Here is an 11,352-nt window from a genome sequence, read left to right as displayed (position 1 = left end):
GAACGGCGATGCGCGCTTTGCCCGTGTGCGGGCGCGGGCGGCTGTGGCCGCGCTGGAGGGGGCGGGGGTGGGTGCGGGCGAGATCGCCGCGCTGGCCGCGCGGATGGCCGAGGTGCGCGCGGCGCTGGAGGCGGCCACGGCCGAGGCGGCGGCGCGGGTGGCGCGGATTGACAGGGGCGACGTGATCCTTGACGGGGCGGGTCTGGCGGGGCTGCCTGCCGAGATCGCGCGGCGGCTGGTGCTGGCCGCCCTGATGTGGATCGGTTCGGCGGAATATGGCCCAAGGGGGGCCGAGCTGGAGCGGTTTCTGGCGGCGATGGCGGGGGGCCGTGCGGCCACGCTGGCCGGTGTGCGGCTGACGGTCGCGGGCGGGCGGCTGCGCCTGACGCGGGAATTGCGGGCCGTGGCGGGGGTCGAGTGTCCGGCTGGCGGCGTCTGGGACGGGCGCTGGCGGGTTTCGGGTCCGGATTCCAAGGGTTTGACCCTGCGCGCGCTGGGGGAGAAGGGGCTTGCGCTCTGCCCTGACTGGCGGGGGGCGGGGATGCCGCGCACCAGTCTGGTCGCGTCGGTTTCCCTGTGGCGCGGGGGCGAGGTGGTGGCGGCACCGCTTGCAGGCTTTGGCGCGGAATGGCGGGCCGAGTGCACCCCACCCGAAGGTGTGCTCTCTGCGGCAGCTTTATCGCATTGAACCCGGGGGCTTTATCTCTATCTTAAAGGCAACGGGTCGCTGGCCGTTTTCTGGTCTTGCGGCGGTATGAGGAGAGACTTCGTGGGCAACGCGCGGAACATCGCATTCTGGGTCGTACTATTTCTGCTGATCCTCGCCCTGTTCAATCTGTTCAGCGGAAACCAGTCGACGATGTCGTCGCGGACGCTGTCCTATTCGGATTTCATCGCCCGCGTCGACAGCGGCGAGGTGCAGAGTGTCACGCTGGATGGCGAGCGCGTTGTGGTACGGGCGCGGGACGGGTCGCAATATGTGACGATCAAGCCCGATGGCGAAACCCTGACCGAGCGGTTGATTGCCAAGGGCGTGGAGGTGAAGGCCGAGGCGCAGGAGCAGTCGGGTTTCCTGTCGGTGCTGGGCATCTGGCTGCCGTTCCTCGTGTTGATCGGGGTCTGGATATTCTTCATGAACCGGATGCAGGGCGGCGGGCGTGGCGGTGCCATGGGCTTTGGCAAGTCGCGGGCGAAGCTGTTGACGGAAAAGCACGGCCGCGTGACGTTTGACGACGTGGCGGGCATCGACGAGGCCAAGGAAGAGCTGGAAGAGATCGTGGAATTCCTGCGCAACCCGCAGAAGTTTTCCCGTCTTGGCGGCAAGATCCCGAAGGGGGCGCTGCTGGTGGGCCCGCCCGGTACCGGTAAGACGCTGCTGGCGCGCGCGATCGCGGGCGAGGCGGGGGTGCCGTTCTTCACCATCTCGGGTTCCGACTTTGTCGAGATGTTCGTGGGTGTGGGCGCAAGCCGCGTGCGCGACATGTTCGAGCAGGCCAAGAAGAACGCGCCCTGCATCGTCTTCATCGACGAGATCGACGCCGTGGGCCGTGCGCGTGGCGTGGGCATCGGCGGCGGGAATGACGAGCGCGAGCAGACGCTGAACCAGTTGCTGGTGGAGATGGACGGGTTCGAGGCGAACGAGGGTGTGATCATCGTCGCCGCCACCAACCGCAAGGATGTGCTGGACCCCGCGCTGCTGCGGCCCGGTCGTTTCGACCGCCAGATCCATGTGCCGAACCCCGATATCAAGGGGCGCGAGAAGATTCTGGGCGTGCATGCCCGCAAGGTGCCGCTGGGGCCGGATGTGGACCTGCGCACCATCGCGCGGGGGACGCCCGGATTTTCGGGTGCGGACCTGATGAACCTTGTGAACGAGGCGGCGCTGATGGCGGCGCGCGTGGGGCGGCGGTTCGTCACCATGGAGGACTTCGAGAACGCTAAGGACAAGGTGATGATGGGGGCGGAGCGTCGGTCCATGGTGCTGACGCCCGACCAGAAGGAAAAGACCGCCTATCACGAGGCCGGGCACGCCATCGTGGGCATGAACATGCCGAAATGCGATCCGGTCTATAAGGCCACGATCATCCCGCGCGGCGGTGCGCTGGGGATGGTGGTGTCGCTGCCGGAAATGGACCGGCTGAACATGCACAAGGACGAGGGCAAGCAGAAGATCGCCATGACGATGGCGGGCAAGGCCGCCGAGATCATCAAATATGGCGAGGAGGGCGTGTCGTCGGGTCCTGCGGGGGATATCCAGCAGGCGTCGTCGCTGGCCCGCGCGATGGTGATGCGCTGGGGCATGTCGGACAAGGTCGGCAATATCGACTATGCCGAGGCGCATGAGGGCTATCAGGGCAACACGGCCGGATTCTCGGTTTCCGCGCATACCAAGGAGCTGATCGAGGACGAGGTGAAGAAGCTGATCGATGAAGGCTATGAGACGGCGCGCCGTATCCTGATCGAGAAGGCGGATGACTTCGAGCGGCTGGCGAAGGGTCTCTTGGAATACGAGACGCTGACGGGTGACGAGATCCGCAAGGTGATCGCGGGCGAGTCGCTGGGGGGCGATGACGACGCGGACAAACCCGCGTCGGGCGGCGGGACCACGTCGATTGCGGCAATCCCCAAGACCAAGCCCAAGGCACCCAAGGCCGGGCCGGAGCCCGAGCCGGTGGTCTGACCCTTGGCCGGCGGACGGAAAGATTGGGACCCCGGGACCTATGCACGGTTCCGGGGTCTTCGTTTGCGGCCCGCGCTGGACCTTCTGGCGCAGGTGGACGGGCTGCCTGCGGGGGATGTGGTCGATCTGGGCTGCGGTGACGGGGCGGTGGCGGGGCCCTTGCGCGCGCGGTATCCGGGGCGGCGGCTGGTGGGGGTCGATTCCTCGCCCGCGATGCTGGCGCAGGCGCGGGGCTATGATGCGACGGTCTGCGCCGATATCGGGGACTGGCGCGCCGAAGGGGTCGCGCTGGTCTTTTCCAATGCGGCGCTGCACTGGCTGGGCGATCACGGGGCGCTGATGCCGCGGCTGGCGGGGATGCTGGCAGCGGGGGGCATGCTGGCCGTGCAGATGCCGCGGCAGTTCTTCGCGCCGTCCCACCGTTTCCTGCGCGATATCGCGGCGGCGATGTTTCCCGAACGGTTCGATTATGCAGGTTGGCAGGCGCCGGTGGCGACTGCGGCGGAGTATCAGGCCATGCTGTCGCGGCTTGGCGCGGTGGAGGCGTGGGAGACGGACTATGTGCAGCGACTGGAGCCTGCGGGGGCGGGCCATCCGGTGCGGCGCTTTACCGAAAGCACCGCGATGCGGCCCTTTCTGGAACGCCTGACGGAGGCGGAGGCCGCGCGCTTCGTCGCGGCCTATGAAGAGGCGCTTGCGGCGGCCTATCCGGCGGGCGAGGATGGCGCGGTCCTGTTCCCGTTCCGGCGGGTGTTCTTCACGCTGAGGGTCTGATGCCTGTTCTGAAACCGACCGGCCATGTGGGGCGCATCGTCTGGCTGGGCCTTGTGCGCGACCGCGACGCGGCGCTGGAGTCGCAGGCGGTGGAGCGGCTGGTCGCCACATTCGCGGGGCCCGAGGGCGAGGCGCATGGCGGGCTGGTGCGGCCATCCTGCAGCCGCGTGGTGGCGCAGTATCCGAAGGGGACCACGATCCGCAACACGCGGCAGTTTTCGGTGCTGGCGGCCGAGGATCTGGCGGCGATCGCGGCGAAGATGGGGATGGAACGGTTGGACCCCGCGCTGGTCGGCGCGACGATGGTGGTGGAGGGGATTCCGGATTTCAGCCACCTGCCGCCGTCGAGCCGCTTGCAGGCCGAAGGGGGGGCGACGCTGGTCGTCGATCTGGAAAACCGCCCCTGCCAGTTGCCCGCGCGGCCCATCGAGGCGCGCCATCCGGGGTTTGGCGCAAAGTTCAAGGCCGCCGCGCAGGGACGCCGTGGCATCACCGCATGGGTGGAGCGCGAGGGCACCTTCCGGCTGGGCGAGGCGATCCGGCTGCATGTGCCCGACCAGCCCGTCTGGGCATATCTCGAGGCGGCGCGGCGAAACTGATTCCCTGAGTGGAAAATTTGTTTCCCATCAGAAAATTCCCGCTTTGCGCCTGTCGGTTTCCGATCGGAAACGCACGGTGGCGAATATGGGGGCGAAAATGTCGGAAAAGCCACTCTCATTGGCCGTTTACCCCGCTATCACGTCGTAAACGGGGGATTACCCCGCAACGGGAGACGGGACATGGCCTTCAAAACCGACATCGAGATTGCACGCGAAGCCAAGAAGAAGCCGATCATGGAGATCGGCGCGAAGCTGGGCATTCCGTCCGAGCACCTGCTGCCCTACGGCCATGACAAGGCGAAGGTGAGCCAGGACTTCATCAAGTCGCTGGCGGGCAAGAAGGACGGCAAGCTGATCCTCGTCACCGCGATCAACCCGACCCCTGCGGGCGAGGGCAAGACCACGACGACGGTCGGTCTGGGCGACGGTCTGAACCGCATCGGCAAGAAGGCCGTGATCTGCATCCGCGAAGCGTCGCTTGGCCCGAACTTCGGGATGAAGGGGGGCGCGGCCGGCGGCGGTTACGCGCAGGTCGTCCCGATGGAGGAGATGAACCTTCACTTCACCGGCGACTTCCACGCGATCACCTCGGCGCACAACCTGCTGTCGGCGATGATCGACAACCACATCTACTGGGGCAACACGCTGGACATCGACGAGCGCCGCGTGTCGTGGCGCCGCGTGATGGACATGAACGACCGCGCGCTGCGCGATATCGTCGTGTCGCTGGGTGGCGTTGCCAACGGCTTCCCGCGCCAGACCGGTTTCGACATCACCGTCGCCTCGGAAGTCATGGCGATCCTGTGCCTGTCGAATGATCTGGAAGACCTGCAAAAGCGTCTGGGGGATATCGTCGTCGCCTATACCCGCGACAAGAAGCCGGTCTATTGCCGCGACATCAAGGCCGACGGCGCGATGACCGTGCTGCTGAAGGACGCGATGCAGCCGAACCTCGTGCAGACGCTGGAGAACAATCCGGCCTTCGTGCATGGCGGCCCGTTTGCCAATATCGCGCACGGCTGCAACTCGGTGATTGCCACCAAGACCGCGCTGAAGCTGGGTGAATATGTCGTGACCGAAGCCGGTTTCGGGGCCGATCTGGGTGCCGAGAAGTTCTTTGACATCAAGTGCCGCAAGGCCGGGCTGAAGCCGTCGGCGGCGGTGATCGTGGCCACGGTCCGCGCGATGAAGATGAACGGCGGCGTGGCCAAGGCCGATCTGGGGGCCGAGAATGTCGAGGCCGTCAAGAAGGGCTGCCCGAACCTTGGCCGCCATATCGCCAACGTCAAATCCTTCGGCGTGCCGGTGGTGGTGGCGATCAACCACTTCTACAGCGACACCGATGCCGAGGTGGCCGCGGTGAAGGCCTATGTGGCCGAGCAGGGCGCGGAAGCGATCCTGTGCAAGCACTGGGCGAATGGCTCGGCCGGTATCGAGGATCTGGCGCATAAGGTGGTGCAACTGGCGGAATCGGGGGCTGCGAATTTCGCGCCGCTCTATCCCGATGAAATGCCGCTGTTCCAGAAGCTGGAGACCATCGCCAAGCGCATCTATCACGCGGACGAGGTGATTGCGGACAAGTCGATCCGCGACCAGCTGAAGGCGTGGGAAGCGGCCGGTTACGGCAACCTGCCGATCTGCGTGGCCAAGACCCAGTATTCCTTCACCACCGATCCGTCGGTGCGCGGTGCGCCCACGGGCCATTCGGTGCCGGTGCGCGAAGTGCGCCTGTCGGCGGGTGCGGGCTTCATCGTCGCGATCTGCGGCGAGATCATGACGATGCCGGGCCTGCCCAAGGTGCCGAGCGCGGAAGTGATCCGACTGAACGATCAGGGCCATGTCGAGGGCCTGTTCTAAAGCGATCTGTCACGTTGCCCTTTCGGGTTGGCGCCCTTACATGGGTGCCATCCTGAGAGGGGGCGAGGCATGAAGAGGCCGCAAGACTGCACGACGATGGCCGATATCCGGGCCGAGATCGACCGGCTGGACGAGGCGCTGGTGGCGATGTTCGCGGAGCGGACCGCCTATATCGACCGGGCGGCGGCGATCAAGGAAAAGGTCGGCCTGCCCGCGCGGATCGACGACCGGGTGGAGCAGGTCGTGGCCAATGTGCGGCGTCATGCGGCAGCCCACGGGTTGCCGCCGGACAAGCTGGAAAAGCTGTGGCGCAAGCTGATCGACTGGTCGATCGAGCGCGAGGAAGACCATTTGCGGAAGGGCTGATCCTGCGGCCCTGACGGTTCGGAAGGACGAGGGCGGATGACGGCCACGGTGATCGACGGCAAGGCCATTTCAGCGCGGATGATGGCCGAGATACGGGCCGAGGCCGGTGAACTGGAGGCCGCAGGATGGGCGCCGCGGCTGGTGTCTATTTCGGTGGGCGACGTGGCGGCGGCGGAACTCTATGTCCGCAACCAGCAGAAGCAGGCCGAGGCGGCGGGCGTGGCCTTCGAGGCGAGGAATTACCCCTCCGACATCTCGCTGGAGCAGTTGACCGGCGTTCTGGCGGGGCTGAACGCGGACCCGCGGGTGAACGGGATCATCATCCAGCGGCCACTGCCTGCGCATATCCCCGTCAAGGCGCTGCAGAAGGCCGTGCATCCGATCAAGGATGTGGAGGGGATGCATCCGTCAAGCATCGGGAACATCGTCTATAACGACCTGACGCTGGGCCCCTGCACGGCGGTCGCGGCGGTGGAGATATTGAAGAGCCTGCCGTTGAAGATGGAAGGGCTGGACGTCTGCGTGATCGGCCATTCCGAGATCGTGGGAAAGCCCATCGCATTCCTGATGATGGGGCTGGGGGCGACGGTGACGGTCTGCCACCACATGACGCGGCAGGTGGCGGTGCATTCCCGCGCGGCGGATGCGGTCTTCGTGGCTGTGGGCAAGCCCGGGCTGGTGACGGGGAACATGCTGAAACCCGGGGCGGCGCTGATCGACATCGGGATCAACCGGGTCGAGGGGCGGACGGTGGGCGATGCCGATTACGCTAGCTGCGCCGAGGTGGCGGGGTGGATCACGCCTGTGCCCGGTGGCGTGGGGCCGGTGACGGTGGCGGTCCTGATGAGGAACGCCGTTCTGGCGACGCGGATGCAGAAGGACCATTACCGCGCGGCCTTTGCCGCGGCGGTGTAAGAAAACAAAGGGGACAGAGACATGGTTGCCAAGGTGATCGACGGAAAGGCCTTTGCCGCCAATGTGCGGGCGCAGGTCGCGGCGCATGTGGCGCGTCTGAAGGAGCAGAACGGGATCACGCCGGGTCTGGCGGTGGTGCTGGTGGGCGAGGATCCGGCGTCCAAGGTCTATGTGCGCAACAAGCACGCCTCGACCATCGAGGTGGGGATGGAAAGTTTCGAGCACCGTCTGCCGGCCGAGACGTCGGAGGCGGAGTTGCTGGCGCTGATCGACCGGCTGAACGGCGATCCGGCGGTGCACGGGATTTTGGTGCAACTGCCGCTGCCGGGACATCTGAATTCGGAGCTGGTGATCAACCGGATCGACCCGGCGAAGGATGTGGACGGGTTCCATATCTCGAACGTCGGTCTGTTGGGGACGGGGCAGAAGTCGATGGTGCCCTGCACGCCGCTGGGCTGTCTGATGATGCTGCGGGATCATCATGGCAAGCTCGCGGGGCTGAATGCGGTGGTCGTGGGGCGGTCGAACATCGTGGGCAAGCCGATGGCGCAGTTGTTGCTGGGCGACAGCTGCACGGTGACGATCGCGCATTCGCGGACCAAGGATCTGGCCGAGGTGTGTCGGCGGGCGGATATTCTGGTGGCGGCTGTCGGGCGGCCGGAGATGATCACGGGCGACATGGTGAAGCCGGGGGCGACGGTGATCGACGTCGGCATCAACCGGATCGAGCGGGACGGCAAGGCAAAGCTGGTGGGCGACGTGGATTACGACAGCGCCGCCGCCGTTGCCGGGGCCATCACGCCGGTGCCGGGCGGCGTGGGGCCGATGACGATTGCCTGCCTGCTGGCCAATACGCTGACGGCCTGCTGCCGCGCCAACGGGCTGGCCGAGCCCGAGGGGCTGACGGCGTAAGGCGCGGGGTTCACCCCGCCTTTGGCGACCGGTGGCGGGGTGAACCCCGCCCTACGGCGGACGACGCGCCCCGGGCTTGACCCGGGGCCTCTTTTTTGGCGGAGGTCCCGGGTCAAGCCCGGGACGGGGTTTCAGAACGGGATCGGGATCGCGCGGGGACCGGTCAGGATCGCCAGCGCGCCTTTGGTCATCAGGGATTGCAGGGCGGTGTCGTGGGTCGGCAGGCCGCCCGTATAGGTGCCGTAGGCGGGCAGGATCAGGCGCGCTGCATCCAGCAGGAAGCAGGGGCGGGCGGTGCCCTTGATGCGGGCCTTGGGGTGGTAATGGCCTGAAATCTCGGCGCTTTGCGACGGGTCCGCGATGTGGCGGAAGGTCAGCGGGCCAAAGGTCACGGTGGCGCGGTGGGTGCCGCCGATCTCTACCGGGCCTGCGTCGTGGTTGCCTTCGATCCATGTCCAGTCGCGCCCCGCCATCAGGCGGGCAAGGCGGAGGCGAGCCGCTTCCTCCAGCCCGTCGGCGGCGGCGAGGTCGTCGAAGCTGTCGCCAAGGCAGATTACGTGGGCGGGGGCGGTGCGGTCGATGTCGGCTTCCAGTTTTTCCAGCGTGGCCCGTGTTTCATAGGGCGGCAGGAGCGACCCGCCGCGGCGGGCGAGGCGTTCGGATTTGCCGAAATGCAGGTCGGAGACGCAGAGGAGCGATCGCGCGGGCCAGTGCAGCGCGCCGGAGGGGAGCGCGTGGAGGGTTTCGCCGGCAAGGGTGAAGGCGTGGTGCATGGGGCGTGGTTAGCCCCTGTCGGGCAGGGGGTGCAAGGTGTCAGGCGAGGCCTGCTTCCTCCATCAGCCTGCGGGCCGCGTCTTCGACCATGCGGTCGCGGCCCGTGCCGTGGATGGGGATCTTGTTCGGTTCGAGGAAGAGGGGGGCGGCAAGGGGCGTGACGCGGGGCAGGCGGATCAGGTCGATGCGGTTGCCGACGCGGGCGAGCATGTCTTCGATGCGGGAGAAATCGACGAGGCCGCGTTCGGCCTCTTCCCGCGTGACTTGCAGCAGCAGGTGGTCGGGGTCGTATTTGCGGAGCGTGTCGTAGAGGATGTCGGAGGAGAAGGTGGCCTGTCGGCCTGTTTTCCTACGGCCCTGGTGGGAGCGTTCGATGAGGCCCGCGATGATGGCGGTGGCGCGGAAGGTGCGTTTCATCACGGCATTGCCGCCGAGCCATGTTTCAAGCCCTTGGCGGAGGCGTTCGAGGTCGAAAAGGGGTGTGGCGTCGGTGACGGGGTCGAGGCCCCAGATGAGGGTGGCGTAATCGGTGGCGGTGAAGCCGAGGGGGGCAAGGCCCTGATCTTCCATGACTTTCGTGACCAGAAGGGCGAGGGTCTGCATCGCGTTTCGGCCCGCGAAGCCGTAGATGCAAAGGTGTTCGCGTCCGTCATGGGGGAAGGATTCCACCAGCAGGCGGTCAGGGCTTGGCAGGCGGGACACCTCGCGTTGCAGGGCGAGCCATTGGGCGGTGTGCGCGGGGAGGTCGGGCCAGCTATCTGCCTGGAAGATTTCGAGGATCCGTTGCGTCAGCAGGGTGGAGGTGGCGAATTTGGTGCCGTTGAAGGTGGCCACTTTCGGGTCTCGTCCCGGCTGGCGGGTGACTTCGACGGTCATTTCGCGCAAGGACTCATACCGGACGATCTCGCCGCCGATCAGGAAGGTGTCGCCGGGGGTGAGGGTGGAGGCGAAGCCTTCCTCGACCTCTCCCAGCGGGGTGCCGCCGAAGCGGTTCTTGAGGCGGACCTTAAGGGTTTCGGTGTCGATGATGGTGCCGAGGTTCTGGCGGATCACGGCGGCGGTGCGGGGGTCGCGGAGCTGCCATTTGCCGTTTTTTTCCAAGAGTCTCTGCCACTTGTCATAGGCGCGGAGCGCGTAGCCACCCGTGGCGCAGAAGTCGAGGCAGGCGTCGAATTCGGGGCGGGTGAGGGTGGCGTAGGGGCCGGTGCGCTTAACTTCGGTGAACAGATCGTTAGCGTCGAAGGGGCCGGAGGCGGCGGTCATCAGGATGTGCTGGCAGAGCACGTCGCGCGGGCCGGGGCCGCGGGGTTCGCCGTCCAAGTCATGGTCGCGGACGGCGTCGAGGGCGGCGCGGCATTCGACCACTTCGAAGCGGTTTGCGGGCAATATCAATGCCTTGGACGGGGCGTTGTAGCGGTGGTTGGCGCGGCCGATCCTTTGCACGAGGCGTTTGACGTTCTTCGGCGCGCCGACCTGTATCACGAGGTCCACATCGCCCCAGTCGATCCCGAGGTCGAGCGAGCCTGTGCAGACCACGGCGCGGAGGCGGCCTTCGGTCATCGCGGCCTCGACCCTTTCGCGCTGTTCGCGGGCGAGGGAGCCGTGATGGATGCCGATGGGCAGCCCTTCGTCGTTCTGTAGCCAGAGGTCGTGAAAGAAGAGTTCCGCCTGCGCGCGGGTGTTGTGGAAGATGAGGGTTGTGCGGTGGCGGCGGACCTGATCGAGGATCGCGCGCATGCCGTAGCGGCCGCCGCCCCCGCTCCACGGGGGGGGCGTTTCGGTTTCCAGCATGGCGATGTCGGGGTCGGGGCCGGGGTCGGCCTGCAGGATGTTGCAGGCGGTGGGGGAGAGGTAGCGGGCCAGCGCGGGCGGGTCTTCGACGGTGGCGGAGAGGCCGACGCGGCGGAGGTTCGGCGCGAGGGTTTCGAGGCGCGAGAGCAGCAGCATGAGCTGGTCGCCGCGTTTGGATTCGGCCAGTGCGTGGAGTTCGTCGATCACAACCCTTTGGAGGGACGCAAAAATTCGGGGCGCGTCTTCGTAGGAGAGGAGGAGGGCGAGGGATTCCGGTGTCGTCAGCAGGATGTGGGGCGGGTCGGCGCGTTGGCGGCGGCGCTGGGTGTAGGAGGTGTCGCCGGTGCGATCCTCGATCCGGATGGGGAGGGCGGCGCCTTCGACGGGGGTGCGCAGGTTGCGGCGGATGTCGGCGGTGAGGGCCTTGAGCGGCGAGATGTAGAGGGTGTGGAGGCCGGGGGCCGGGTTTGTGCCCAGTTCGGCGAGGGTGGGGAGGAAGCCTGCCAGCGTCTTGCCGCCGCCGGTGGGGGCGATGAGCAGGGTGGCGGGGGCGGCGGCGCGGGCCAGCATGTCTTGCTGGTGGGGGTGGAGGGTCCAGCCCTTGGCCGCGAGCCAGTCGGAGAGGGGGGAGGGGAGGTGCATGGGGGGAAGGTAGGGCGCGGGGCGGGGGGGGGGAAGGGTGTG

At 66.9% G+C, this 11,352-nt stretch carries 9 protein-coding genes and 1 pseudogene; 8 read left to right on the top strand and 2 right to left on the bottom strand.

The window, feature by feature from the left end; translation table 11 throughout:
- From GU927_RS20200 to folD, 8 genes and pseudogenes are all read left to right on the top strand, one after another.
- Positions 1-688, top strand: a pseudogene (locus tag GU927_RS20200) (tRNA lysidine(34) synthetase TilS); the annotation flags it as partial.
- An 81-nt stretch (positions 689-769) separates the two neighbouring features.
- Positions 770-2,680, top strand: coding sequence for an ATP-dependent zinc metalloprotease FtsH (gene ftsH, locus GU927_RS20195; RefSeq protein WP_161764210.1), 1,911 nt, complete (start codon positions 770-772; stop codon positions 2,678-2,680).
- A gap of 63 nt (positions 2,681-2,743) precedes the next feature.
- Positions 2,744-3,454 (top strand): methyltransferase domain-containing protein, encoded by a 711-nt coding sequence (locus GU927_RS20190; RefSeq protein ID WP_232489291.1) that lies wholly within the window; start codon positions 2,744-2,746, stop codon positions 3,452-3,454.
- A complete protein-coding gene (locus GU927_RS20185; protein ID WP_161764208.1) occupies positions 3,454-4,053 on the top strand; it encodes an MOSC domain-containing protein in 600 nt (199 codons plus the stop codon). Before GU927_RS20190 ends, GU927_RS20185 begins: the two co-directional genes overlap by 1 nt.
- Positions 4,054-4,233: 180 nt before the next feature.
- A complete protein-coding gene (locus GU927_RS20180; RefSeq protein WP_161764207.1) occupies positions 4,234-5,910 on the top strand; it encodes a formate--tetrahydrofolate ligase in 1,677 nt (558 codons plus the stop codon).
- 69 nt (positions 5,911-5,979) lie between these two features.
- Positions 5,980-6,276 carry a chorismate mutase gene (locus tag GU927_RS20175; RefSeq protein WP_161764206.1) on the top strand — a complete coding sequence of 99 codons (297 nt, stop codon included), beginning with the start codon at positions 5,980-5,982 and terminating at the stop codon, positions 6,274-6,276.
- A gap of 36 nt (positions 6,277-6,312) precedes the next feature.
- Positions 6,313-7,191, top strand: coding sequence for a bifunctional 5,10-methylenetetrahydrofolate dehydrogenase/5,10-methenyltetrahydrofolate cyclohydrolase (locus GU927_RS20170; RefSeq protein WP_161764205.1), 879 nt, complete (start codon positions 6,313-6,315; stop codon positions 7,189-7,191).
- A 21-nt stretch (positions 7,192-7,212) separates the two neighbouring features.
- Positions 7,213-8,103 carry a bifunctional methylenetetrahydrofolate dehydrogenase/methenyltetrahydrofolate cyclohydrolase FolD gene (gene folD, locus GU927_RS20165; RefSeq protein ID WP_161764204.1) on the top strand — a complete coding sequence of 297 codons (891 nt, stop codon included), beginning with the start codon at positions 7,213-7,215 and terminating at the stop codon, positions 8,101-8,103.
- A 131-nt stretch (positions 8,104-8,234) separates the two neighbouring features.
- Here the strand turns inward: folD and pdeM are convergent, their stop codons facing one another.
- Positions 8,235-8,876, bottom strand: a complete 642-nt coding sequence (gene pdeM, locus GU927_RS20160; protein WP_161764203.1) for a ligase-associated DNA damage response endonuclease PdeM — start codon at positions 8,874-8,876, stop codon at positions 8,235-8,237.
- Positions 8,877-8,916: 40 nt separating this feature from the next.
- The gene (locus tag GU927_RS20155) at positions 8,917-11,310 is read right to left on the bottom strand and encodes a ligase-associated DNA damage response DEXH box helicase (RefSeq protein ID WP_161764202.1); all 2,394 of its coding nucleotides are present in this window, start codon (positions 11,308-11,310) and stop codon (positions 8,917-8,919) included.
- Positions 11,311-11,352: the final 42 nt, after the last annotated feature.

The sequence above is a fragment of the Paragemmobacter amnigenus genome (genome assembly GCF_009908265.2).
GTDB classification, from domain to species: Bacteria; Pseudomonadota; Alphaproteobacteria; order Rhodobacterales; family Rhodobacteraceae; genus Paragemmobacter; species Paragemmobacter amnigenus.
Note: the sequence above shows the minus strand (reverse complement) of the source record. Positions and strands in the feature narration are given on the sequence as shown.